This is a genomic window from Rhodovulum sp. ES.010 (assembly GCF_900142935.1).
Lineage (GTDB): Bacteria > Pseudomonadota > Alphaproteobacteria > Rhodobacterales > Rhodobacteraceae > Rhodovulum.
The window spans coordinates 2810534-2834936 of sequence record NZ_FSRS01000001.1 but is presented as its reverse complement, the minus strand read 5'-3'; the positions used below and the strand labels follow the sequence as shown (position 1 = coordinate 2834936).

Genomic DNA, 24403 nt, shown 5'->3' with positions numbered 1-24403 from the left:
TTCCATCGGAATTCCATCGGACTTTCATCGGACTTTCATCGGACAAACGCGGCCCCCCGTCTTCTTCTGGCCGGAAATATCCCGGGGGGTCGCCATTGGCGACGGGGCGGAGCCCCCGGCCGGTCGCCCCGGCAAGGCCGGGGCGAAACCCCTCCCCCATTGCGGCCCTGCCCGGCGCGGGCTATCGCTGAGCCCGACCCGCAAAGGAGCCCGCCCATGACCGACCCCGTCGCCCTGACCGCCGAGCTGATCCGCTGCCCCTCGGTCACGCCCAGCGAAGGCGGCGCGCTCCGGCTTCTGGAAACCCGGCTGGCCGCGGCGGGGTTCGACTGTCACCGGGTCGACCGGGGCGGCGTGGCCAACCTCTTCGCCCGCTGGGGGGCCAAGGGCCACCCCAAAACCCTCGGCTTCAACGGCCATACCGACGTGGTGCCCGCCGGCGACACCGCCGCCTGGACGCATGACCCGTTCGGGGCCGAGCGGCGCGACGGCCTGCTCTGGGGCCGGGGCGCAACCGACATGAAATCGGGCGTCGCCGCCTTCGTCGCCGCCGCCATCGACTTCGTCACCGACACGCCGCCCGACGGCGCGGTCGTGCTGACCATCACCGGCGACGAGGAGGGCGACGCGATCGACGGCACCGCCGCGCTGCTCGACTGGATGGCGACCGAGGGCGAACACATGGCGGCCTGTCTGGTGGGCGAACCCACCAGCCGCGACACCCTCGGCGACATGATGAAGATCGGCCGCCGCGGGTCGATGACCGCCTGGTTCACCGCGCATGGGGTGCAGGGCCATTCCGCCTATCCGCATCGCGCACAGAACCCGATCCCGGCGATGGCGCGGCTCGTCGAACGGCTGTCGGTCTATCCGCTCGACGAGGGCACCCGCCATTTCGACCCCTCGACGCTGGCGGTGACCACCTTCGACACCGGCAACCCGGCGACCAACGTGATTCCCGGCCTCTGCCGCGCCACCGTCAACATCCGCTTCAACGAGGCGCATTCCTCGGACAGCCTGACCGAATGGCTGCGCGCCGAGGCCGACAAGGTCACCGACGAGACCGGGATCCGCTTCGACATGGAGTTCAAGGTCTCGGGCGAGAGCTTCCTGACCCCGCCCGGCGCGCTTTCGGAACTCGTGGCCGGGGCGGTCGAGGCGGAAACCGGCCGGCGCCCTCAGCTCTCCACCTCGGGCGGCACGTCGGACGCGCGCTTCGTCAAGGATGTCTGCCCGGTGGTCGAGTTCGGGCTGGTCGGCAAGACCATGCACGAGGTGGACGAACGCGTGGCGGTGGACCAGGTCGAGTCGCTGGCGCGCGTCTACGCGCGCATCCTCGCCGACTATTTCGCCTGAACCGCCCCGCTTTCCGGCTGACGGGGCGGGGTGTGCATGTTACCTCCTGTCCCATGACCCGCATCCCCTCGAAAACCGAGATCCTCGACTGGATCGCCGAGAACCCCGGCCAGACGTCGAAGCGCGACATCGCCAAGGCGTTCGGCATCAAGGGGGCCGACCGGATCGACCTCAAGCGCGTGCTCAAGCAGCTTGAGGACGAGGGGCATCTGGAGAAGCGGCGCAAGACCTATCGCGACCCCGAGAAGCTGCCGCCGGTGACCGTGCTGCAGGTGCTGGCCCCCGACGCGAACGGCGATCTCTATGCCAAGCCGCTGGAATGGCACGGCGAGGGGCCGGAGCCGCGGGTGCTGTTCGTCGCGCGCAAGGCGGAACCCGCGCTGGGCGAGGGCGACCGCATCCTCGCCCGCCTGCAGGAAGTGCGCGGCGAGGAACACCAGTACGAGGCGCGGCTGATCCGCAAGATCGGCGCGAACCCGAAACGCATCCTCGGCGTCTTCCGCAAGGGCGCCGAGGGCGGGCGGATCGTGCCCATCGACAAGGGCGCCGACAAGGAATGGGTGGTCGGCCGCGACGCGGCCCACGGCGCGAAGGACGGCGAGCTGGTCGAGGCCGAGCAGGCGGGCCCGCGGGGCCGGATGGGCCTGCCCAAGGCCCGCGTGGTCGAGCGGCTGGGCGACCCCACGGCGCCCAGGGCGGTGAGTCTGATCGCGATCCACCAGCACGGCATCCCCGACGAATTTCCCGACGACGTGATCGCCGAGGCCGACCGCGCGAAACCCGCGGGGCTGGGCGCGCGCGAGGATCTGCGCGAGTTGCCGCTGATCACCATCGACCCGGCCGATGCGCGGGACCGCGACGACGCGGTGCTGGCGATGCCCGACGACGACCCCAAGAACGAGGGCGGGCATATCCTGTGGGTCGCCATCGCGGACGTCGCCCATTACGTGACGCCCGGCTCGGCGCTGGACCGCGAGGCGCGCAAGCGCGGCAACTCCAGCTATTTCCCCGACCGGGTGGTGCCGATGCTGCCCGACCGGCTGTCGGGCGATCTTTGCAGCCTGCACGAGGGCGTGCCCAGGGCCTGCATCGCGGTGCGGATGAAAATCGACGCCCATGGCCACAAGCTGTCGCACCGCTTCACCCGCGGGCTGATGGCCTCGGCCGGGGCGCTTGCCTACGAAGAGGTGCAGGCGGCACAGGACGGCAAGCCCGGCGAGAAGGCCGAGCCGCTTCTGGAGGACGTGATCCGGCCGCTCTATGCCGCCTACGGGGCGCTGACCCGGGCGCGCGAGTCCCGCCAGCCGCTGGACCTCGACCTGCCCGAGCGGCGGATCGAGCTCGGCGAGGACGGGCATGTGGCCTCGGTCAAGTTCCGCGACCGGCTGGACGCGCACCGGCTGATCGAGGAGTTCATGGTGCTGGCCAATGTCGCCGCCGCCGAGGAACTGACCCGGCTGCGCCGCCCGCTGATCTTCCGCGTCCACGAGGAGCCGCCGCCCGAAAAGCTTGACGCGCTGCGCGAGGTGGCCGCGGCCTCGGGCTTCACGCTGGCCAAGGGGCAGGTGTTGCAGACCCGCCACCTGAACGACCTGCTGGACCAGGCGATGGGCACCGAGTTTTCCGAACTCATCAACCTGTCCACGCTGCGCTCGATGACCCAGGCCTATTACACGCCGGAACATTTCGGCCATTTCGGGCTGGCGCTGCGGTCCTATGCGCATTTCACCTCGCCCATCCGGCGCTATGCCGACCTGATCGTGCACCGGGCGCTGATCACCGCGCATGGCTGGGGCAAGGACGGGCTCAGCTCCGAGGATATCGACACGCTGGAGGCCACCGCCCAGCATATCAGCGAGACCGAGCGCCGCTCGATGGCGGCCGAACGCGACACCACCGACCGCTACCTCGCGGCCTATCTGTCGGAACGGGTCGGCAACGAGTTCACCGGCCGCATCTCGGGGATCGCACGGTTCGGCGTGTTCGTGACGCTGGACGAGACCGGCGCCGACGGCCTCGTGCCGATCCGCGAACTGGGCAACGAGTATTTCCACCACGACCGCGAGGCGCAGACCCTGATGGGCGCCGATACCGGGCGCGAGATCGGCATCGGCCAGCGGGTGACCGTGCGGCTCGCCGAGGCGGTGCCGGTGACCGGCGGGCTGACCTTCGAGCTGCTGAGCGTCGAGGACCAGCCGATGGGCGCGCGGCCCCGCCGCAAGCCCGGCAAGCCCGTCCGCCGCAAGCCCGCCCGCGCCAAGGCCCGCACCGACAAGGCGCGCCGCAAGGTGCAGCGCAAGAGCCGCTAGGCGAAATCCGGCGAGATCGCGCATGACGGGCGATTGCCCGCTTTGCGAGTCGCCGCGCTGGGGCTACAATCGGTCAAAACCGGAAAGGTCCGAGCAGATGTTTTCCATGATGGCGCATGCCAGGGTCCTTGCGGTGACCCTTGCCGTTCTGACCGCGCCCGGCCCTGCGGCCGCGCTCGACGGCTCCCCCCGGCCCGCGCCGCGCCCCGACGCGGACGCGGCGGCCGCCCAAAGCCCGCGGCCCGCCCCGCGGCCGGCGCGCCAAACGGAGACGCCCTTGAAACCCGTGCAGGTATCGACCGCGAACCGGGGATTCCAGCGCTGGATCGACGGGTTCCGCGGCCGCGCGCTGTCGCAGGGCATCTCGGCGCGCACCTTCGACGCCGCCTTCCGCGGCGTGCGCTACAATGCCGACGTGATCGAGCGCGACCGCAACCAGGCCGAGTTCACCAAGGCGATCTGGGACTATCTCGACAGCGCGGTCTCGGACACGCGGGTCCGGAACGGCCGGGACGCCCTGCGCGAGCATGGCCGGCTGCTGGAGATGATCGAGGCGCGCTACGGCGTCGACAAGGAGGTCGTGGTCGCGGTCTGGGGGCTGGAAAGCGCCTATGGCGAATATCGCGGCTCGACGCCGATCATCGGGGCGCTTGCGACGCTGGCCTATGACGGGCGGCGCGGGCGGTTCTTCGAACAGCAGCTGATCGCGGCGCTCAAGATCGTTCAGGCCGGCGACACCGACGCGCGGCGCATGACCGGCTCCTGGGCGGGGGCGATGGGACATACCCAGTTCATCCCGACCTCCTACCTGGCCTATGCGGTGGATTTCACCGGCGACGGGCGGCGCGACATCTGGAGCGACAACCCCGCCGACGCGCTCGCCTCGACCGCGGCCTACCTGGCGCGGTTCGGCTGGACGAAAGGCCAACCCTGGGGCGTGGAGGTGCGGCTGCCACCGAGCTTCGACCATCGCCTGGCCGATCGCGACGTGAAACGCAGCCCCTCGCAATGGGCGGCGATGGGCGTGCGCGACATGAATGGCCGGCCGGTGCCCGATTACGGGCGCGCCTCGATCCTGCTGCCGGCGGGCGCGCGGGGGGCGGCTTTCATGGTCTTCGACAATTTCGGGGTGATCGAACGCTACAACACGGCGGATGCCTACGTGATCGGGGTTGGGCACCTGTCGGACCGTCTGAAGGGCGGGCCGCCGATCCGCGCCGACTGGCCCCGCGGCGACCGGGCGCTGCTGTTCGCCGAGCGCAAGGAGTTGCAGGAGCGGCTGACGCGGGCCGGGTTCGACACCAAGGGCATCGACGGCAAGATCGGCCCGAACACCATCGCCGCGGTCCGCGCCTTCCAGCGTTCGATCGGGATGATCCCGGACGGTTATGCGAGCCTGGAGATCCTCAAGCGCCTGCGTTGAGCACGTCGGGAAAGCCGACTGCGTCGGCTGCCTCCGGCGGGGATATTTGCCGCCAGAAGAAGAGACGGAAATCGACCCCCTGTCCGGGCCTTCGTGAAGGGGGGACAGGGGGCCTTCTCCTGGCGCGGTCATCGGCGTCCCCGCCTGTACCGCCCCTCCGATATGGCGCATTAAGGTTAATGTTCTCTTGCTTCTTCTGGCTGGAAATATCCCCGCCGGAGGCAAGGTCTCGTCAGGGCGCGGCCGCGACGCGCCTGGGAGCCGCCAAAGGCGGACAACCCGGTGTAAGCCGGTGCCGGATCAGGGCCACGGGATGACGGCGCAGCGTGAGGCGCAGCGCGAGATAGTCGTCGACCACCTCTTCGCCCTCGGAAGACGCAGGAAGCGTGACCCGGGGCTCGAGGAGGCCTTCGCCGTCGAGATCGCCGGCGAAGAGCGGCAGGGGAGCCGGCGCGGTCAGCGCGCGGGCCGCCCAGAGCGCCGCGCGCCGCGAAAGACCCAGCGCGGCGAAGGCGTCCGCCTCGGCCAGCTTCTCGATCAGGGCCGGCGCCAGCCCCGCCCGGCGCCAGACATCCTCGACGCATCCATAGCCGTTGCCGCGGGCCGCCACGATCCAGGCCCCCTCTTCCTCGGGCAGGCCGGCGATCTGGCGAAAGCCGAGCCGCAGCGCGAGCCCGCCCTCGTCGTCGGGCTCCACCATGTTGTCCCAGTGACTGCGGTTCACGCAGACCGGCCGCACCTCGACCCCGTGCTCGCGCGCGTCGCGCACGATCTGCGCGGGGGCGTAGAACCCCATGGGCTGCGCGTTCAGCAGCGCGCAGGCGAAGATCGCGGGGTGGTGGCGTTTCACCCAGGCCGAGGCGTAGACCAGCAGCGCGAAGCTCGCCGCGTGGCTTTCGGGGAAGCCGTAGGAGCCGAAGCCCTCGATCTGGGAAAAGCAGCGTTCGGCGAAATCGGCCTCATAGCCGTTGGCGGCCATCCCGCGCAGGAACCGGCCCCGGAACTCGCTGACATTGCCGTGCTTCTTGAAGGTGGCGAGCGAGCGGCGCAGGCGGTCGGCCTCTTCGGCCGTGAAGCCTGCCCCGGTGATCGCGATCTGCATCGCCTGTTCCTGGAACAGCGGCACACCCAGCGTCTTGCCCAGCACCGCACCCAGCGCGTCCGAGGGGAAGCGCACCGCCTCCTCGCCGTTGCGGCGCCTGAGATAGGGGTGGACCATGTCGCCCTGGATCGGCCCGGGGCGGATGATCGCGACCTGGATCACCAGGTCGTAGAAGCTGCGCGGCCGCATCCGGGGCAGGAAATTCATCTGCGCCCGGCTTTCCACCTGGAAGACGCCGAGCGAATCCGCCCGGCAGAGCATGTCGTAGACCGCCGGATCCTCGGGCGGCAGGGTGGCGAGGTCCAGCCGCGTCCCGTGATGGCGCTCGATCAGCTCGAACGCCTTGCGCAGGCAGGTGAGCATCCCCAGCGCGAGCACATCGACCTTGAGGATGCCCAGCGCGTCGATATCGTCCTTGTCCCAGCAGATGACGGTGCGGTCCTCCATCGTGGCGTTCTCGACGGGCACCAGTTCGTCGAGCCGCCCCTCGGTGATGACGAAGCCGCCGACATGCTGGGACAGGTGGCGGGGAAAGCCCTGGATCTCCTCGATCAGCGCCATCGTGCGCCGGAGCCGCGGGTCGGCCGGGTCGAGCCCGATCTCGCGGAGGCGGGTCTCGGCGATGCTGCCGTTGCCCCAGCCCCAGATCTGGCTCGACAGCGCGGCCACCGTGTCTTCGGACAGGCCCATCGCGCGGCCCACCTCGCGCACCGCGCGCTTGCCGCGGTAGTGAATGACGGTGGCGCACAGCCCCGCCCGGTGGCGGCCGTATCTTTCGTAGATGTGCTGGATCACCTCCTCGCGCCGCTCGTGTTCGAAATCGACGTCGATATCGGGGGGCTCGCCCCGGGCCTCGGACACGAAGCGTTCGAAGACCATGGTGCCGATCTCGGGGCTGACCGAGGTGATCCCGAGGCAGTAGCAGACCACGGAATTGGCCGCCGAGCCGCGGCCCTGGCAGAGGATGCCGCGGGAACGGGCGAAGGCGACGATGTCGTGGACGGTCAGGAAATAGGGCTCGTAGGCCAGTTTCGCGATAAGGGCGAGTTCGTGCTCCAGCAGGCCGCGCACGCGGTCGGGGGCGCCCTGCGGATAGCGCCGGGCCAGCCCCTCATGGGCGAGCCGCGCCAGCCTTTGCGCCGCGCTCTCGCCCCCCCGGAGTTCCGAGGGATACTCGTAACGCAATTCGTCCAGGCTGAAGGTGCAGCGTGCGGCGATCCCGGCGCTGCGCCGGACGGCTGCCTCGTGGCCCGCGAAGAGCCGCAGCATCTCCGCCTCCGCGCGCAGGCGCTGCTCGGCATTGGCCAAGGCATCGCGGCCGAGCGCGTCCACGCGCCGGCCCGTGCGGATCGCGGTCAGAACATCGGCGAGGCGGCGTCGGCGGCCGGTATGCATGCGGGGGGCGGCCGAGGCGACGGTGGGCATACCCAGATCGCGGGCCAGCGCGGCGAGGCGGTCGAAACGCGCGGTGTCCCCACCATCATAGGCCGGCGCCATCATCAGCGCCACATGCCCGGGGAAGCGGCGCGCAAGCCGGGCGGCCTGTCGCCGCCAGTCGGCCGCGTCCGCCGGCGGGTGGAGCAGCAGTTCGAGCCCGTGGCCCCGCGCCAGCAGATCGTCGAGCGTGAGCCGACACGCGCCCTTCTCGGCCTTCAGCTTGCCCGCCGACAGCATCCGGCACAGCCGCCCCCAGGCCGCGCGGTCGCGCGGCAACGCGGTCACGGCAAAGCCACCCTCCAGAACGAGCCGCGCGGCCGGGATCAGCCGCGGCACCGTGTAGATCGGCGCCGAGGGCGGTTGCGGCAGATGCGCAGGCCGCGGCGGGCCGACCGGATCGGCATCGGCGGCGCGCCGCAGCCGCACTTCGCGCGCGATCTCGCGCGCCGCCGCATGGGCGCGCACCAGCCCCGCCACCGAGTTCTCGTCGGCCACGGCCAGCGCGCCGATCCCCAGAAGCGCCGCGCGGCGCATGTACTCCTCGGGATGCGAGGCCCCGGTCAGGAAACTGAAATTGGACGTGGCGCTGAGTTCGGCGAACATGACGAGTCGGCAGTATATTCATGTTTTGTTCTCACGTGGAGTCCGATCTGCCTCCCCTGGCCGCGTCACGCGCCCCTGCCGTCTTCTTCTTGGTTCAAACACTCCGGGGGGTCCGGGGGGCAGCGCCCCCCGGCGGGTCGGCCTGGCGCCAGCCAGGCCGAAACCCGACACGCCCCGCATGGCGGCCGGACCGCCGCCTAAGGACGCGCGCGCAGGCGAAAGATCATGTAGCGGTTGTCGCGGCAAAACGCCTCCGCCGTGCGTTCCCGCCCCATCAGCCGCGCGGCCAGCCGCGCGCGCCGGCGCGCGCCCAGCACCGCCCCCAGCGCGCGGCGCAGCAGCCACCGCCCACGCGGGCGTTTCGCGGCGAGTTCCGCATCGACGCGACCGATCGCCTGGCCGACCACGTTGAAAAGCGCCTGCTCCAGATCGATCGAGGGGGCGACCGCGCCGGTGATGTCCTCCTCGGCCACGATCCCGACCGGTCGCTCGGCCAGGGCCGCGCGCATCGCCGAAAGCCGGTGCCCGCCGCCGGCGGCACGGATTTTCTGCCGCTTCCGGTAGGCGTCCGAGCGGAAGCAGTCGGCGATCAGGATTTCCCCCCCGGGCGCCAGCAAGGCCGCGGCCTTGTCGAGCGCGACCGCCAGCGGGATATACTGGAAACTCTCGGAAAACAGGCAAAGATCGAACCGGGACCCGGCGGCGAAATCCTCGAACGGCATCTCATGCACCCGCGCCGCGGGCGCGTTCGCGCGGCACCGCTCCGCCAGCAGGGCGCTCGGCACCACGATGTCGACCTCATGGCCCAGCGCGATCAGCTTGGCCGCCGTTTCGCCCGCGCCGCCGCCGATGTCGAGGATGCGCAGGCGCCCCTCGGGCAGGTAGGAGAACAGCTTGTCGGTATAGGCCGCCTGCGCCCGGCCCAGGTTCTGCGCGGTCACCTCCAGGCCGGTCCAGAGCCCGTAATGCAGGTTCTCCGCCCCGGTCAGCCAGCGGATGAAGGACAGCCCCGCATCGAGGCCCACCGCGCGGGTGTCGAGTTTCTCGGCCATGGTCCGTTCCAGAAGACGCGTGCCCGGCTCAATGCGCGATTTCCGGCGCGGGGGCAAGCGCCCGCGGTCAGCGCAGATACCCCGACAACTCGTCCACCACCCGCTCGTAGACCGCGCGCTTGAAGGGCACGATGCTCTCGACGAGGTAGCCGGGCTCCAGCCAGGCCCATTCCGAGAACTCGGGATGCGCGGTCTCGATCTCGATCTGGTCGTCGCGGCCCAGAAAGCGCATCAGGAACCACAGCTGCTTCTGGCCGCGATACCGGCCCTTCCAGATCTTGCCCATGAGCTCGGGCGGCAGGTCGTAATGGACCCAGTCCGCGGTGCGGCCGACCACCTCGACGAGATCGGCGGTCACGCCGGTCTCTTCCCACAGCTCGCGCAGCGCGGCCTCTTCGGGGGTTTCGCCCGCGTCGATCCCGCCCTGCGGCATCTGCCAGGCCGGTTCGTGCCAGTCCTTGCGCTGGCCGACGAAGACGCGCCCCGCGGCATTCACCAGCATCACGCCGACACAGGGGCGGTAGGGCAGTTTCTCGATCTCTTCGGGTGACAGCATCGGCGCGTGTTCGGGGGCCGGCGCAGGACCGGCCCCGCCCCCTCAGTCCTGCGGTCCCAGCGCGGAGAAGCCCTTGAGGATGTCGATCGCGTAGGCGAGCTGGTAGTCCTCCTCGCGCAGTTGCGCCGCTTCCTCGGCCTTGCGCAGTTCTTCCTCGGCCTGTTTCTGCTCGTCCTCGGTCATGCTGTCATTGTCGAGCGCGCCGCGCAGATCGGCCTCGGAGCGGCTGGGCAGCGCCGGGCCGTTTTCCTCTTCCTCGGCGGGCCGGCGCGGGGGCTGGGCCACCACGATGTCGGGCGACACGCCCAGCGCCTGGATCGAGCGGCCGGACGGCGTGTAGTAGCGCGCCGTGGTCAGGCGCATCGCGCCGTCGCCCTTCAGCGGCATGACGGTCTGCACCGAGCCCTTGCCGAAGCTCTTGGTCCCCACCACGATCGCGCGGCGGTGATCCTTGAGCGCGCCGGCGACGATTTCCGAGGCCGAGGCCGAGCCGCCGTTGATCAGAACCACCAGGGGTTTCCCGTCGGTGATGTCGCCCTTGCTGGCGTTGTAGCGGTCGCTGTCCTGCGGGTCGCGCCCGCGGGTCGAGACGATCTCGCCGGCCTCGAGGAAGGCGTCGGAGACCTTGATCGCCTGGGGCAGCAGGCCGCCGGGGTTGTTGCGCAGGTCGAGCACGACGCCGTTGACGTTCTCCATCCCGCCGAGTTCCTCGACGGAGTTCTCCCATTCCTCCTCGAGGTTCGTGAAGGTCTGGTCGTTGAAGGTGGTGATTCGCAGCACGACCGTGTCGCCCTGGATGCGCGAGCGCACCGCCGTCAGCTTGATCGTGTCGCGGATGATGCTGACGTCGAAGGGCTCGTCCACGCCTTCGCGCACCACGGTGATGACGATCTCGCTGCCCACCGGGCCGCGCATCAGGTCCACCGCCTCGTCCAGCGTCAGGCCCAGGACGCTCTCGCCGTCGACATGGGTGATGAAGTCGCCCGCCTCGATGCCCGCCTCGTCGGCCGGCGTGTCGTCGATCGGCGAGACGACCTTGACGAAGCCCTCTTCCTGCGTGACCTCGATGCCCAAGCCCCCGAATTCGCCGCGGGTCTGCACCTGCATGTCGTCGAAATCCCGCGGCGGCAGGTAGCTCGAATGCGGGTCGAGCGAGGTCAGCATGCCGTTGATCGCGGCCTCGATCAGTTCGGACTCGTCGACCTCCTCGACATATTGCGCGCGGATGCGTTCGAACACGTCGCCGAAGAGGTCGAGCTGCTCGTAAACCGAGTTCTTGCGGTTCGCCTCCTGTGCGATGAGCGGTCCGGCCACCTGGGTGGCCATCAGCGCTCCGGCCAGGGTGCCGCCGAGCGCGGCCATCGCAAATCTCTTCATGGCTTCCTCAATCCTTGGTCTGTCGCGAACCACGGTGTCGGGTCCACGGGGCTGCCGCCCTGTCTCAGTTCCATATAAAGCGTTTCCGTCCGCACGTCGCCACCACGATCTGACGCGGCGTCGAGAAACGCGGCCGCCTCCGGGTCCGCGCCGCCCATCAGCCCGACCGGACTGCCCGCGGTCAGGACGTCTCCGGCGTCACCATAGACCTGCGACAGGCCCGCCAGAACCAGCAGGTAGTCCTCCGCGGGCTCCAGAATCATCACATTTCCGTAGTCGAGCAAAGGCCCCCGATAGCGGATCGTGGCGGGAACCGGGGTGGTGACCAGCGCAAGCGGCCGGGTGGCCAGCACCAGGCCGGGCCGCGCGATGCCGGCCGCGTCCGGCTCGTCGAAGCCGCGCAGCGCGCTGCCGGCGACGGGCAGCGGAACCCGCCCCCGCAGCGCGCCGAAATCGGCCGAGGCGATCGCCTCGGGCGCGCTGCCCGGCATCTCGGCGAGCCCGGCGGCGAACCCGTCCAGCGTGTCGCTGCTTTCGAGCAATCTGCGCAGGGCGCCGGGATCGGCGGCCAGGCGGCGCGGCAGGTCGCGCCGCTCGGACATCGCCTGGGAAAGGTCCGTGCGCGCCCGCTGCACGCCGGCGAGGCCTTCGGCCAGGCTGTCGGCGGCGCTTTCCTGCAGCGCGCGCATCAGCGCCACTTCGCGCAGTTCGGCCGCCAGCACATCGGCCTCGGCCTGCAGGACCGGCGCGACCTCGCCCAGGAGCATGCCCGCACGGGCGGTCCCCAGCGGCCCGGCCGGGTGAACCATCATCGTGTCGGGGCTGTGCGGCAGGGCCAGCAGCGCCCCCAAGAGCCGCGAGACCTCTGCCTCGCGCGCGTCCAGGGTCGCCGCGACCACCTGTTCGCGCAGCGCCGCGCGCCGCAAGCCCTCGCGCAGGGCGGCGAGACCCGCCTCGTAGGCGCGGATCGTGCGGGTCAGCGCCGCGACCCGGTCGCCCGCGCTGTCGACCGCCTCGAGCGACCGGCCGGCCTCGCGCAGCGCCTCGGCCGCGGCGCGCGCAGTTTCCGCCGGATCGCCCCGGGCGCCCGCCGGCTGGGCCGCGAGCGCGAGACACATCAGGAGCGGGCGCAGGGGGGTCACGTCTCGATCAGGCTTTCGCCGGTCATTTCGGGCGGTTTCGGCAAGTCCATCAACTCCAGAACGGTGGGCGCGAGGTCGCAGAGCCGGCCGCCGCGCAGGCGGGCCCCCGCGGGGCCGCCGACCAGGATCACCGGCACCGGGTTCAGCGTATGCGCGGTGTGCGGCCCGCCGGTCTCGGGGTCGACCATCGTTTCGCAATTGCCGTGGTCGGCGGTGACGATCATCGCGCCCCCCGCGCGGTCCAGCGCCTCCAGCGCGCGGCCAAGTCCCCGGTCCACGGCCTCGCAGGCCTTCATCGCGGCCTCCAGAACGCCAGTATGGCCGACCATGTCGGGATTGGCATAGTTCACCACGATCAGGTCGTAGCCCTGCCCGATCGCCTCGACCAGCCTGTCGGTGACCTCGCGCGCGCTCATCTCGGGCTGCAGGTCGTAGGTGGCGACCTTGGGCGAAGGCGGCATGAAGCGGTCCTCGCCCTGCTCGGGCTCTTCCTTGCCGCCGTTCAGCAAGAAGGTGACGTGGGGGTATTTCTCGGTCTCGGCCAGGCGGAACTGGCGCAGCCCCTGTTTCGCGACCCATTCGCCCAGGGTGTTGACGATCTCGCGCTTGGGAAAGACCGTCTGCATCCAGCGGTTATGGTCGCTGGAGTATTCCACCATCCCGAGCAGCGCCGAGAAGTCGGGGCGCTTGCCGGTCTCGAACGCGTCGAAATCGGGCTGGGCGAAGGCGCGCAGGATCTCGCGGGCGCGGTCGGCGCGGAAGTTCAGGCAGAAAAGACCGTCCCCGTCCTTCATGCCGGGCGGGTCGCCGATGACCGAGGGCTCGATGAACTCGTCGGTTTCGCCCCGGGCATAGGCCGCCGTGACCGCCTCCACGGGCGTTTCGACCTCTTCGCCGAGGCCGTTCGCCATGGCGTGATAGGCCAGTTGCACCCGCTCCCAGCGGTTGTCCCGGTCCATGGCGTAGTAGCGGCCGACCACGCTGGCGACGGTCGCGCCGTCGGGCAGCCCCGCGGCGAGATCCGCGACGAAGCGATCGGCGGATTTCGGCGGCACGTCGCGCCCGTCGGTGATCGCGTGCAAGGTCACGGGCACGCCGGCCGCGGCGATGGTGCGCGCGGCGGCGAGGATGTGCCGGGTATGGCCGTGCACGCCGCCGTCGGAGACGAGCCCCATCAGGTGCGCGGTGCCGCCGGCGGCCTTCACCTTGGCGATGAAGTCCTTGAGCGCGGCGTTCTCGAAGAAGCTGCCCTCCTCGATCGCCAGGTCGATCTGGCCCAAGTCCATCGCCACCACGCGGCCCGCGCCGATATTGGTGTGACCGACCTCGGAATTGCCCATCTGCCCGCGGGGCAGGCCCGCGTCGGGGCCGTGGGTGGTGAGCGTCGCATGCGGGCAGGTCGCCATGAGGCGGTCGAACGTCGGCGTGTCGGCCAGGTCGGGGGCGTTGTCGTCATGGGTGGGGCCGAGACCCCAGCCGTCGAGGATGCAAAGCACGACGGGTTTCGGTGTGGACATCGGTGCGGGCCTTTCTGCGGTTGCGCCCCTTCTAGGCAGGGCACGGCCGCAGGACAACCGCGCCCGTCCCGGGCGCGCGCTCCGCAGGGGATATTTGGGGCCAGAAGAAGCTCAGGCGCGGTGATAGGGCGCGCCGGCGAGGATCGAGGCGGCGCGATATAGCTGTTCGGCCAGCATCACGCGGGCCAGCATGTGCGGCCAGACCATCGGGCCGAGCGAGAGCCGGGTATCGGCCCGCGCGGCCAGGTCCGGGTCGAGCCCGTCGGCGCCGCCGATGAGGAAGGCCGCGGCCGGGCGGCCGGTGTCGCGCCAGCGGGCCAGCAGCGCCGCGAAGTCCGGGGAGGAGAGGGTCCTGCCGCGTTCGTCGAGCGCGCAGAGCGCCGCGCCGTCGGGGATCGCCCGGTCGAGAAGCCGCGCCTCGGCGGACGGTCCCCCGCCCTTCCGGTCCTCGACCTCGGCGAAGGCGAGCGGGCCGAGCCCGAGGCCGCGCCCGGTGCGGTCGAACCGGGCCGCATAGTCGGAAACGAGGTCGCGCTCGGGACCGGCGCGGAGCCGGCCCACGGCGCAGACATGGACGCGCATTCAGGCGCGGGCGGTCGCGGCGCCCGCGGGCAGCCACATCTTCTCGAGCTGGTAGAATTCACGCACCTCGGGGCGGAACACGTGGACGATGACGTCGCCCGCGTCGACCAGCACCCAGTCGCCCTGGTCCTTGCCTTCGAGCTTGGAGGCCCGGCCGAGGTCGGCCTTGAGCCGGTCCTTCAGCTTTTCCGAGATCGCCGACACCTGGCGGGTGGAGCGGCCCGAGCAGATGACCATGTAGTCGGCCATGCTCGACTTGCCCCGCAGGTCGATGGTGATCACGTCTTCGGCCTTGTCGTCGGAAAGGGATGCGAGGATATGGTCAAGCAGGTCTTCGCTCGACGCGTCGGGAATCCGCGCCGTCATGGCTGGATTCGGTGCGGCCGCCTCGCGGGCCGCCTCAACATGGTGAGACAGGACATTGTCCTCCTACGCTGCGCGCCGTCTGCGCCCCGACGCTGGGCATGGGTGAAAGATAGCATCGGGGTCGGCAAATCTCAATGTCCCGCGCGCCGCACGAGCGTTCGGGCGCGCCGCGGGACCCGCCGGTGCGACGGGGCCGGGCGCGGGCCCGGCCCCGTCTGCGCGGGCGCGCGGCCTACTGCACGCAGTCGCGCACCGCCTCGATATCCGGGCCGTCGGGCGTGCGGCCGAGGTTGAACGGCGCCGAGGCGTCGCGCCAGCGGGCGTAGTCCGCGAGGTATTCGAGCTGGCTGAGATAGACCTTGGCCGAGTTCGGGTTCTCGCAGGCCGTCTCGACGATCACCTCGTTGGCCATCTGCTGCACCTGCTCCAGCATCGCGTCGTCATAGCGGTTGATCTCGACCGCCTCCTCGAACTTGGCATAGGCCTCGGTCGCGCGCTTCTCGGTGAAGGCCAGCGACCACAGAAGCGTCGCGTCCGCGGCGATCTGCAGCTTTTCCCGGGTCTCGGGGCCGAGCGCGTCCCAGGCGGACTTGTTGATCATCACGCCAAAGACCGAGGCCGACTGGTGCCAGCCGGGCGTCGCCCAGTAGCCGGTGACCTGCTGGAAGCCCGCCGACCAGTCGACATTGGGGGTCGAGAATTCGCCGCCGTCGATCACGCCGCGTTCCAGCGCCTGGTAGATCTCGCCGCCGGCCATCGAGACCTGGCTGCCGCCGAGCCGTTCCAGAAGCTTGCCCTGTTCGAGGCCCGAGACCCGCAGCCGCTTGCCCTGGAGGTCGTCGAGGCTGACGATCGGCTCGTTGGTGCGGAAGCCGGATTCGTTGTTGGTCACGCCGTAGGGCAGGTAGACCATGTCGAAATTGCCGTAGATCTCGTTGTAGAGATCGGCGCCGCCCCATTGCTGGATCCAGTTCACGTAGTCGACCGCGTTGAACAGGCTGGGCGTGGTGGCCAGCGGCGAGAACGCCGCGTCGCGCCCGGCCCAGTAGCCCGGCCAGTCGGCCCCGGCCTGCACGGTGCCCGACTGCACCGCGCCGAACACCTCGCCCGCCGGCACGAGCGAGCCGCCCTCGTAGAACTCGATGGTCAGCTCGCCCTCGGTCAGCTTGTTGGCGAGGTCGACGAAATGCCGGTCGGTTTCGATCAGTTCGAGCGACGACGGCCAGGTGGTGGTCATCGTCCAGTTCTCCTGGGCGACTGCGGGCAGCGCGGCCAGCGCGGCCACCGCCGTTCCGAAGAGTGTGGATCGCATCGGTAATCCTCCTGATAATTACTGGGGGTGGGGCCTTGGAGGCCTCTTCTGGTTGTTGTCGGGCAGGGCCGTCATCGGCCCTCGCCATAGAGCGCCTCGGGCAGCCACGTCACGAGGCCCGGAAAGAACGCCACGAGCAGGCACATCACCAGGATCAGCCCGATGAAGGGCAGGACCCCCTGGATGATATGCGTGGTCTTCACCTCCTTCGGTGCGATCGCCCTGAGATAGAAGAGCGCATAGCCGAAGGGCGGCGTCAGGAACGAGGTCTGAAGCACCACCGCCATCAGAACGACGAACCACAGAAGGCTCACGTCCATCTCCTGCACGATGGGCAGGAAGATCGGGAAGGACAGCAGCACGATCCCGGTCCAGTCGAGGAAGGCGCCGAGGATGAACACGATGAACATCATCATGGTGATGAGCATCCAGGGCTCCATCTCCAGGCCGCGGATGATCTCCTGCGTGGCGCGCAGGCCCCCGGTGATGTTGAAGACGCCGGTAAACGCCGTGGCCCCGACCACGATGAACAGGATCATCGCCGAAGTGCGCGCCGTCTCGATCAGCGCGCCGTAGAAGGTCTTCAGCTCGAAGCGCCCGCGCAGGATCACGATGCCGAGCGCGAGAAAGACACCGATGGCCGAGGCCTCGGTCGCGGTGGCGATGCCCGCCAGCAGCGAGCCGAGGATGCCGAGGATCAGCACCAGCGGCGGCACCGCCTCGAGGATCAGCATGCGGAGGAGCGCCGGGCGGCTGATCTTGTCGTCGGCGGGCACGGGCGGCGCCATGTCGTGGCGGAAGGCCGCGACCAGCGCCACCCAGCCGGCATAGACGAGTCCCAGCAGCACGCCGGGCACCATCGAGCCTGCGAAAAGCTCGCCCACCGAGAGCGGCGAATAGCTCGCCATCAGGATCAGCATGATCGAGGGCGGGATCAGGATGCCGAGGCAGCCCGAGGCGGCGATCACGCCGGTCGTCAGCGTCGGGCTGTAGCCGTATTGCAGCATCGGCCTGAGCGCCATGAAGCCGATCACGGTGATCGAGGCGCCGATGATGCCGGTGGTCGCGGCCAGCAGGATCGAGATGAACACCACCGCCAGGGCCAGCCCGCCATGCACGCCCGCCGTCAGAAGCCGCAACGACTCGAACATCTTGTCGGTCACGCCCGAGTCCGACAGGAAGCGGGCCATCAGCACGAACAGCGGAATCGCGATCAGGGTGTAATTGTCGAGCACGTCGCCGAAGACGCGGTTGACCACGATGCCCAGCACCATCGGCTTGCCGGCGACGATCGCGCCGGCCACGGCCGTCCCGCCGAGGACGAAGGCCAGCGGATGCCCCATCAGAAGGCCGACGAGCAGCATCCCGAACATGAAAAGCGCGATATATTCAGGACCCATAGAGATCGCCCGGCCGGTTGAGAACGAGTTTCAGGAATTCGATGATCCCCTGCAGCAGCAGGAGCGCCGCGGCGACGCACATCGCCGCCTTCAGCGGATAGACGGGGATCTGCACCGCGCCGTAGGTCGTTTCGCCCTGCGCCCAGGAGGTGGCCGCGAAATCGTAGGTGCGGGTCAGGAACACCCAGGCGAAGGGGAAGAAGAACAGGATGTAGCCCGCCGCATCGACCCAGCGGCGCGCGCCGTGGCGCAGCGTCTCGGTCAACAGGTCGACCCGCACATGCGCCTGGTGGCGCAGCGCGTAGCCCCCCAGCAAGATGAAGTAGAAGCCGAACATCTGCTTGGTCACGTCGAACGCCCAGCGCGTGGGGTCGTTGAACGCGTAACGCAGGATCACGTCGTAGACGATGATCGCGGCGAAGACGATCGCGAGGATCGCGATGACCCGTCCGACCGCCTCGTTGATCCATCCGAGCGCGCGTAACACGTGCGACTGCCCTCCCCCGTTTCCTCCCTGGCGCGTCCCGGAGCCTGTTCTGTCCGGGCGCGGCCGATTTTCGTTTCGCAAGCGCCGCGGAGCGTTCCCCGCGCGGCGGCCCCCGGATGTCGGGGCGGTCAGCCGTCGCCGCGACACCCGGTCCGGGGCGTTCGTGAACCTCTGGTCTTCCTCCCGTCGCGGACCGCCAGAAGCTGTCCGAGGGCCCGTCGATTCTCTCTCCCCCGACCGGTTGGACGGAGCCTAACGTCCCGCCCGCGACTGTCCAGCGCTTAGCGGCGTGAAAGGCCCGGCGCCCCGCCCGGCCGCGCCGCGCTACTCCGCCGCCATGATCGAGCGCGGCGCGGTGCCGTCGGCCAGCCACGCCTCAAGCGGCGTCAGCGGGTCGAGATCGGCCTGGCTCAGCCCCGTCGGCCCCGGCTGCAGCCCGCAATGGTCGAGGCCCGGGACCATGAAGAGCGCCACGTTTTCGTTCAGCGCGTCTTCCCCGCCCGCGACCTCGGCGGCCTTCTCGTACCAGTCCACGGTCTTGTAGGGCGTGACGATCGCGTCGGCCCAGCCGTGCCAGACGATCATCTTGCCGCCCGCCGCGCGAAAGGCCGAGATATCCGGGTCGTCGGCGTTGTAGACCGAGGCCATCGCGGCAAGCCGCGCCGGGTCGGTCTCGAAATCGAAATCCGTGGGCGCCCAGCCCGCGCCGGGATCGTCCGCGAAGGCCATGTAGGCCCCGAAATTCGCCGCGAAGGCATGGTTGAGCTTGCCCCCGCCGCCCGGAAGGCCGGTCAGCCACAGGCCCCAGAACGGCTCCGATCCTTCGGGGATGCCACCGGGGTAGAGCTGGTCGCCCGCCGCATTCCGCGGCCCCTCGCGCCACTTGGCGATGACCCCCAGCTCGGCCTCGGTCAGGCAATCCTCGGCCGCCGCGTCGGTGCAGGCCAGACCCGACAGGTCGACATCGCAGGCGCGCGGGTCGGCGATCAGCCCGTCCTCGGCGCCGTCGGCCCCGTCGCATTGCGCCAGCACCGCCTCGCCCACCAGCGCCTCCTTGCCGGGCTTGAGAATCGGGGTGCCGTCCGCGTCGGTATTGGCCTGCATGAACCAGCTGAGCGCGGTCGCCACGAGCCCGGTATAGTCCATCGCCGGCGCGCCCGAGATGATGCCGTCGAACATCTCGGGGTAGCGCAGCGCCGCCATGTGCGCCATGCGCCCGCCGGTGGAGCAGCCCTGGAAGATCGCCTGTTCCGCCGGCTCGCCGTAGAACGCGTCGATCAGGTGGCCCGCCACCCGGTTCGTCTCGCCGATCGAGCGCCAGCCCCAGTCGCGTTCGGCCTGCGGGTTGTGGTCCGCCCAGCTTGCGTCGACGACCGACAGCCCGTGATGCCCGCTGTCTGAGGTCGCGGTGGCATAGCCGCGTTCCAGCCCGGGCCGCATCGCGTTGATCCAGCCCGAGCCCGCATCGGCGCGGCCGAGGATGCCGCAGAACCCGCCGCAGCCGGCCTGGTAATACTTGCCGTTCCATCCCTCCATCGGCAGGCGCACCTCGATCGAGATGGCGGGCAGCGCTGTCGCCCGCACCTCGCAATAGGCGGGCAGGCCGTCGGCTTCCGGCATGACCCGGGCGCTGGTGACATGGCCTGCGGGAAATACGGTGCCCGTCAGGGCCGTGCACGCCGTGTCGGCATGGGCCGGGGCGACGTGCAGGGCCGCCAGCGCGGCGAGGCCGGCGAAAACTGGTAAACGCATGGATGGTTCTCCTCCCTTTCGCGAGGCAGCCTATACCGCCGGACTCGCAATTGCACCCGCCCCGGCACCGGGGACCGCACACGGCCCCAGGGCGCCCGATCCGCGGCCGTTTCAGACCCGCCTTGCGTAGACATCGCCCGAGTTCGCGGTCTCGGGCAGCGCGTCGAGTTCGGCCTGCATCTCCGCCGCGGTCAGCCAGACGTCATGGCGCAGCCGGTGCTCTTCGCCCAGGCTGAGGTTGTAGGCGTAGCGCCCCAGGGCGCCCAGCCGCGCGATGCAGGCATGGGCGGCGCGGCGCTGGATCGTGGTGAACTCGAAGGACAGGGCGGGCAACGGGGCGCTCAGCCCCTGCAACACCGCCGGTTCATGGCCCTCCACGTCGATCTTGACGAAGGCGGGCAGGCCGTGGCGTGCGATCAGCAGGTCGAGCGTGACGACCGGAACGGTGACCGTCCCGTCCCAGACCTCGTCCCGCCAGCCCGGCGCATCGGCGGCCGCGGACAGGAAGCCCGGCGCCACGGTGGAAACGGTGGGATTGCGCGTGTTGAGATGCAGCGTGAGCGTGCCCGGCGCGGCACCGGCGGCCGCAGGCAGCAACACCGCGGCGGGGTGGCGCCCGTGGATCAGGCGCAGGGCACGAAAGACCTGCGGCTGCGGCTCCAGCGCGACGACGGACGCCCCGTGCCGCAGGAAACTGCCGGTGCGGTCGCCGACATGCGCCCCGATATCGAAAACCGGCGCGCCCGGCGTGACGAAGGCGGCATGCAGCCGGTCCATGCGCGCGGTCCGATCCGTGTCCCGATAGTAGATGTCCAGCGACCGGCCGATGGCCGCCGCATGCGGTCTGCGGTGTCGGGCGGCGGCGCCAGTCGCCTTGGGCATTGCGTGGGCCTCCGACACGTCGCCCGGCGGTGGCCGGACGTTCCGGGTGCGCCGCGAGAATGCCCGCGCGGCGGGCCCGCGGCAACCCGCGGCGGCGGGTCCTTCGGCGCGGGAGCCCGCCGTCGCGCGGTCAGGCCGGGTCGTCCTGCGCCTGGCGTTCGGCCTCGGCCTGCTCGGCGGCCCAGGCCCCGGCGGCTTCGACCGCGACGACGGAAGCGGTGGGAAGCACGCCGAGATAACTTTCGGTCTCTTCGGCCGGGGCGGCCGCCCGCTGGCTCATGCGATAGAGCGCGTAGAGCGCCAGGACAAAGAATGTCGCCCCGAGAACCGGCCAGAACGCGAAGGGCCCGAAGCCGTTCATCGCCCAGCCCGTCGCCAGCGGGCCGAAGATGGCGCCGAGCCCGAAGGTGAAGACCAGCCCGCCCGAGGCGGCCGGCATTTCCTCGGCCGACAGGAAGTCGTTGGTATAGGCCAGAAGCAGCGCGTAAAGCGGCGTCGTGACCCCCCCGGCAAGGAATGCCGCGGCCATCAGCGGCCAGAGCCCGCCGCCGCCCACCGGTGCCATGCCGCTGCCGGCCAGCCAGCCGAGCCCGCAGGACGTCGCGCCCAGCAGCGCCGCCCCGAAGATCAGCTTGCGCCGGTCCACCCGGTCCGAGAGCCAGCCGACGGGGTATTGCAGGACCAGCGCGCCCGCGAACAGCATCGCCACGAAGAGCGCGATCTGCGAGGCCGTCATCCCGATCTGGCTGCCGAAGACGGCGCCCATGCCCGCCTGCGTTGCGTAGATGCTGCCGAGAAGGAAGATCCCCGCCGTCCCCAGCGGCGAGCCCGCGAACAGATCGCGCAACGACATCGGGCGCGCGACCTCGACCGCGGGGACCGGGGTGGCCGACAGCAGGATCGGCGCAAAGGAGATCGAGACCAGGATCGAGGCGCCGATGAACAGCCCCGCGGTCGCCGCGTCGCCCAGCGTCAGGAGGCCCTGTGCCCCGATGATGCCCAGCGTCTGCGCGATCATGTAGGCCGACAGCACCTTGCCGCGCGTCTCGTTGGTGGCGGCGTTGTTCAGCCAGCTTTCGGCCGCGACGTAGATGCCCGACATGCAGAAGCCCAGAAGAACGCGCAGGATCGTCCAGGCCCAGGGCTCGGGCAGCAGCGTGAAGGCGATCAGCCCCGCCGACATGAAGCTGCCCAGCGCCGCGAAGACGCGCACATGCCCGACGCGCCGGATCAGGCGCGGCGTCAGGCGCGCGCCCGACAGGAAGCCCACGAAATAGCCCGACGTGATGACGGCCAGTTCCGCGGCCGAGAACCCCTCGATGCCGCCGCGCAACCCGATCAGCGTGAAATGCATGCCGTTGCCGAGCATGATGAGCACGATCCCGACGAGAAGCGCCCAAACGCCGGATAACACCTGGATCATCGATCCTTCCCCTGCTGCCGTCCGCCGGTCGTGACCCGGCCATGGCACGGCAGAGCCCGCGGTGCCGTCGCCGCAGCGCCGCAGACGCGCCGCTTTCCGACATCCCGCCGACGGGCAACGGTCTCGGCCCCGCGGCGTTCCCGTCGATCCTGCAACAGCTCCACCGCGCCAGCCGAGGCGCAAACGCTGCCGGACCCGCGGGAAATGCGCGCTGCCCACCGCGCAACCCCGCCGGCCACGCAAAGCCGGTTACATGTGCAGCGCGCGAACCGCGCCGAGGCCGGCAGGCCCGCCGGGCCGGGCGGCGGCAGCCCCGGTCCGCTCGACCGGACTGCCGCCTGCGCGCCCCCTGCCCGGTGACCGGGTCAGGCCCAGCCGATCCGGTGAATGTTGATCTCGTATTTCGGGTGCTGCTCCGCCCCGATCAGGCCGTCCGTGTAGTGCCGGAAGATCGTTCGGAAGTAGGGGATGATCGCGACGCCCTCGTCCACCATCATCTGCTCCAGCTCGGCCATGACCTCTTGCCGCGCGGTGTTGTCCGCGATCGCGGTCGCCTGGGCCAGCAGCCCATCGAACGCCTCGGAGCGGAACCCCGCCTCGTTCCAGGTGGCGGTCGAGTGGTAGGCGAGGTTCAGCGACTGGATGCCGGTTTCGCGATGGCCCCAGTTGGTCGAGGAGAACGGATATTTCGTCCAGTCGTTCCAGAAGGTCGAGCCGGGCATGACCGTGCGCTTGACCTTGAAGCCCGCATCGCGCAGCTGCGCGGCCACCGCGTCGGTGGTGGCCTTGATGAACCCGTCGTCGATCGAGATCAGCTCGTGCTCGAACTCCAGCATGCCCGCCTCTTCCATCAGGCGGCGGGCCTCGTCCACATCGCGGTCATGGCCCGGGATCTGCGCATGGTCCGGGTTGACGCCCGGCGCCACGTGGTAGTTGTTGTTCGACAGCGCGCCGTGGTTCGACAGGCCCAGTTCCAGCGGCACCCGGTTGTCGACCGCCAATTGCAGGGCGCGGCGCACGCGGACATCGGCATAAGGCCGCGCGCCGTCGATCTCGGCCTCCTGGTTGGGGCGGATCACCACGGTCGCGGCGGTGCCGATCTCGCTCCGCACCCAGCCGAGCGAATCGAAGATGTCCAGAAAGTCGGCCGTGGTTTCGTAGACCATGTCGAACTCGTCGGAGTCCGCGCCGGCCAGCCACGCGGCCGGGTCGGTGCCGTAGTCCAGCATCTCGACCCGGTCGAGCCAGGCCTCGCCCCAATAGCTGTGGTCCGGGTTCTTCACCAGCACGACCCGCTCGCCCACGCGAAACTCGTCGAACATGTAGGCGCCGGTGCCGATGCCGTGATCGAGCACCGAGGTGCCGATCCTGTCGCGGTGCATGATCGCGGCGGGGTAGTCGGCCATACCGAACATCAGCGTGCCGTCCGGGTAGGCCAGCCGAAGCCGGACGGTGTGGCTGTCCACCACCTCGACCGCGCCCTCGGCGGCCGCGCCGTCGGCGACCAGGGCGGCCATGCGGGTGGCCATCGAGTTGCCCTCGACCGACCCATCGCACCAGCCGACGATGTTGGCGGCGACGTCCTCGGCGGTGAAGTCGTCGCCGTTGTTCCACTTGACGCCCTGGCGAACGTTCAAGGTGTATTCGGTGGCGTCGGCATTGGCCTCCCAGCTTTCCAGCAGAACCGGGGCCAGCGTGCCGTCGCGCAGAACCTCGGCGAGATACTCGACGATGCCGCGCGTCTGGTTGGCCATCTCGGGCCAGTCATAGGTGCGCGGGTCCTTCAACTCGCGGCAGCTGGTCTGGATGCGCAGCGTGCCACCCGTCTGCGGGGTTGCCTGCGCACGGGCCGGGGCGGGCAGGCCGATCAAGCCGTAGGCGGCGCCGGCCGAGAGGCCGAGAGCGGTGGCCCGGCCCAGGAACTCGCGCCGGTTCATCGCTCCGGCCATGTGCTCGCGCGCGAAAAGGCGAGCGGCCGGGTGGGGCCGCGCCTGGCGGGCGTCGTAGTCTTGCATTGGGTGTGATCTCCCCGGATGTCCTGGTGATTCTCGTGCAGGCCCTGCACCGACCGGTGCCGCTTGCTCTCCGTGTCTCCTGCGTCACGACCGTTGCCGCACGGCATCGCCCCCGCCCGACCCTCAAGAGCAATAGGGCGAAGCGCGACCGGGTAAAGTATGCGACCGACCGCCGCGCAAGGCAACGGGGCCGCTCCGTCATGCGACCGGGGCGCAACGGCACACCGCTGACATCCGGCAAGGCATCCGGCGCACGTCCACGACAAGAACTGACGTGCCGGGCAGGTCATACTCGAACACAGAGGCGAAG

Annotated in this window: 18 protein-coding genes; 3 read left to right on the top strand and 15 right to left on the bottom strand. The window is 70.1% G+C overall.

All coding sequences use genetic code 11. From position 1 onward, the window contains the following. The first annotated feature begins 216 nt into the window (after positions 1-216). The 3 genes from dapE to BUR28_RS13925 all read left to right on the top strand — a co-directional run bounded on the left by dapE (position 217) and on the right by BUR28_RS13925 (position 5088). Positions 217-1356 (top strand): succinyl-diaminopimelate desuccinylase, encoded by a 1140-nt coding sequence (dapE, locus tag BUR28_RS13935; RefSeq protein ID WP_074220683.1) that lies wholly within the window; start codon positions 217-219, stop codon positions 1354-1356. 53 nt (positions 1357-1409) lie between these two features. Beyond that, on the top strand, positions 1410-3665 hold the full coding sequence (gene rnr / locus BUR28_RS13930; RefSeq protein ID WP_074220682.1) for a ribonuclease R: 2256 nt from the start codon (positions 1410-1412) through the stop codon (positions 3663-3665). Positions 3666-3771: 106 nt separating this feature from the next. Beyond that, a complete protein-coding gene (locus tag BUR28_RS13925) occupies positions 3772-5088 on the top strand; it encodes a lytic murein transglycosylase (protein ID WP_083626818.1) in 1317 nt (438 codons plus the stop codon). Between the two features lie 232 nt (positions 5089-5320). Here BUR28_RS13925 and BUR28_RS13920 read toward each other — a convergent pair whose 3' ends face one another. The 15 genes from BUR28_RS13920 to BUR28_RS13850 all read right to left on the bottom strand — a co-directional run bounded on the left by BUR28_RS13920 (position 5321) and on the right by BUR28_RS13850 (position 24093). After that, positions 5321-8230 (bottom strand): error-prone DNA polymerase, encoded by a 2910-nt coding sequence (locus tag BUR28_RS13920; RefSeq protein WP_074220681.1) that lies wholly within the window; start codon positions 8228-8230, stop codon positions 5321-5323. A gap of 197 nt (positions 8231-8427) precedes the next feature. Beyond that, positions 8428-9282: a class I SAM-dependent methyltransferase gene (locus tag BUR28_RS13915; RefSeq protein ID WP_074220680.1), complete on the bottom strand. Its 855-nt coding sequence runs from the start codon at positions 9280-9282 to the stop codon at positions 8428-8430. Between the two features lie 67 nt (positions 9283-9349). Then, entirely contained in the window at positions 9350-9835 is a 486-nt protein-coding gene (locus BUR28_RS13910) for an RNA pyrophosphohydrolase (protein ID WP_074221662.1), read from the bottom strand. A gap of 45 nt (positions 9836-9880) precedes the next feature. Further along, positions 9881-11215, bottom strand: coding sequence for a S41 family peptidase (locus BUR28_RS13905; protein WP_074220679.1), 1335 nt, complete (start codon positions 11213-11215; stop codon positions 9881-9883). Continuing rightward, entirely contained in the window at positions 11212-12333 is a 1122-nt protein-coding gene (locus BUR28_RS13900; protein WP_074221661.1) for a murein hydrolase activator EnvC family protein, read from the bottom strand. Before BUR28_RS13900 ends, BUR28_RS13905 begins: the two co-directional genes overlap by 4 nt. Positions 12334-12353: 20 nt before the next feature. Further along, positions 12354-13874 carry a 2,3-bisphosphoglycerate-independent phosphoglycerate mutase gene (gene gpmI / locus BUR28_RS13895; RefSeq protein WP_074220678.1) on the bottom strand — a complete coding sequence of 507 codons (1521 nt, stop codon included), beginning with the start codon at positions 13872-13874 and terminating at the stop codon, positions 12354-12356. Positions 13875-13985: 111 nt separating this feature from the next. Next, positions 13986-14456 (bottom strand): 23S rRNA (pseudouridine(1915)-N(3))-methyltransferase RlmH, encoded by a 471-nt coding sequence (gene rlmH, locus BUR28_RS13890; protein ID WP_074220677.1) that lies wholly within the window; start codon positions 14454-14456, stop codon positions 13986-13988. Next, entirely contained in the window at positions 14457-14822 is a 366-nt protein-coding gene (gene rsfS, locus BUR28_RS13885) for a ribosome silencing factor (protein WP_074220676.1), read from the bottom strand. It lies immediately after the preceding gene. Positions 14823-15054: 232 nt separating this feature from the next. Next, the gene (dctP, locus tag BUR28_RS13880) at positions 15055-16134 is read right to left on the bottom strand and encodes a TRAP transporter substrate-binding protein DctP (protein ID WP_074220675.1); all 1080 of its coding nucleotides are present in this window, start codon (positions 16132-16134) and stop codon (positions 15055-15057) included. 71 nt (positions 16135-16205) lie between these two features. Further along, positions 16206-17534 carry a TRAP transporter large permease gene (locus BUR28_RS13875; protein WP_175566951.1) on the bottom strand — a complete coding sequence of 443 codons (1329 nt, stop codon included), beginning with the start codon at positions 17532-17534 and terminating at the stop codon, positions 16206-16208. Beyond that, complete coding sequence (locus BUR28_RS13870; RefSeq protein ID WP_074220674.1) at positions 17524-18021, bottom strand: TRAP transporter small permease subunit; 498 nt, start codon at positions 18019-18021, stop codon at positions 17524-17526. Before BUR28_RS13870 ends, BUR28_RS13875 begins: the two co-directional genes overlap by 11 nt. A gap of 324 nt (positions 18022-18345) precedes the next feature. Further along, positions 18346-19773 carry a tannase/feruloyl esterase family alpha/beta hydrolase gene (locus BUR28_RS13865; protein ID WP_074220673.1) on the bottom strand — a complete coding sequence of 476 codons (1428 nt, stop codon included), beginning with the start codon at positions 19771-19773 and terminating at the stop codon, positions 18346-18348. A gap of 111 nt (positions 19774-19884) precedes the next feature. Further along, on the bottom strand, positions 19885-20655 hold the full coding sequence (locus tag BUR28_RS13860) for an FkbM family methyltransferase (protein ID WP_074220672.1): 771 nt from the start codon (positions 20653-20655) through the stop codon (positions 19885-19887). Positions 20656-20785: 130 nt separating this feature from the next. After that, positions 20786-22078 carry an MFS transporter gene (locus BUR28_RS13855; RefSeq protein ID WP_074220671.1) on the bottom strand — a complete coding sequence of 431 codons (1293 nt, stop codon included), beginning with the start codon at positions 22076-22078 and terminating at the stop codon, positions 20786-20788. A 365-nt stretch (positions 22079-22443) separates the two neighbouring features. Further along, positions 22444-24093 carry an ABC transporter substrate-binding protein gene (locus BUR28_RS13850; protein ID WP_074220670.1) on the bottom strand — a complete coding sequence of 550 codons (1650 nt, stop codon included), beginning with the start codon at positions 24091-24093 and terminating at the stop codon, positions 22444-22446. Between the last annotated feature and the right edge of the window lie 310 nt (positions 24094-24403).

Excerpts from the sequence above, each read along its gene's own strand:
- dapE (WP_074220683.1), top strand. The coding sequence starts at position 217 with ATGACCGACCCCGTCGCCCTGACCGCCGAGCTGATCCGCTGCCCCTCG.
- rnr (WP_074220682.1), top strand. The coding sequence starts at position 1,410 with ATGACCCGCATCCCCTCGAAAACCGAGATCCTCGACTGGATCGCCGAG.
- BUR28_RS13925 (WP_083626818.1), top strand. The coding sequence starts at position 3,772 with ATGATGGCGCATGCCAGGGTCCTTGCGGTGACCCTTGCCGTTCTGACC.
- BUR28_RS13920 (WP_074220681.1), bottom strand. The coding sequence starts at position 8,230 with ATGTTCGCCGAACTCAGCGCCACGTCCAATTTCAGTTTCCTGACCGGG.
- BUR28_RS13915 (WP_074220680.1), bottom strand. The coding sequence starts at position 9,282 with ATGGCCGAGAAACTCGACACCCGCGCGGTGGGCCTCGATGCGGGGCTG.
- BUR28_RS13905 (WP_074220679.1), bottom strand. The coding sequence starts at position 11,215 with ATGAAGAGATTTGCGATGGCCGCGCTCGGCGGCACCCTGGCCGGAGCG.
- BUR28_RS13900 (WP_074221661.1), bottom strand. The coding sequence starts at position 12,333 with ATGTGTCTCGCGCTCGCGGCCCAGCCGGCGGGCGCCCGGGGCGATCCG.
- gpmI (WP_074220678.1), bottom strand. The coding sequence starts at position 13,874 with ATGTCCACACCGAAACCCGTCGTGCTTTGCATCCTCGACGGCTGGGGT.
- rlmH (WP_074220677.1), bottom strand. The coding sequence starts at position 14,456 with ATGCGCGTCCATGTCTGCGCCGTGGGCCGGCTCCGCGCCGGTCCCGAG.
- rsfS (WP_074220676.1), bottom strand. The coding sequence starts at position 14,822 with ATGACGGCGCGGATTCCCGACGCGTCGAGCGAAGACCTGCTTGACCAT.
- dctP (WP_074220675.1), bottom strand. The coding sequence starts at position 16,134 with ATGCGATCCACACTCTTCGGAACGGCGGTGGCCGCGCTGGCCGCGCTG.
- BUR28_RS13875 (WP_175566951.1), bottom strand. The coding sequence starts at position 17,534 with ATGGGTCCTGAATATATCGCGCTTTTCATGTTCGGGATGCTGCTCGTC.
- BUR28_RS13865 (WP_074220673.1), bottom strand. The coding sequence starts at position 19,773 with ATGCGTTTACCAGTTTTCGCCGGCCTCGCCGCGCTGGCGGCCCTGCAC.
- BUR28_RS13860 (WP_074220672.1), bottom strand. The coding sequence starts at position 20,655 with ATGCCCAAGGCGACTGGCGCCGCCGCCCGACACCGCAGACCGCATGCG.
- BUR28_RS13855 (WP_074220671.1), bottom strand. The coding sequence starts at position 22,078 with ATGATCCAGGTGTTATCCGGCGTTTGGGCGCTTCTCGTCGGGATCGTG.
- BUR28_RS13850 (WP_074220670.1), bottom strand. The coding sequence starts at position 24,093 with ATGCAAGACTACGACGCCCGCCAGGCGCGGCCCCACCCGGCCGCTCGC.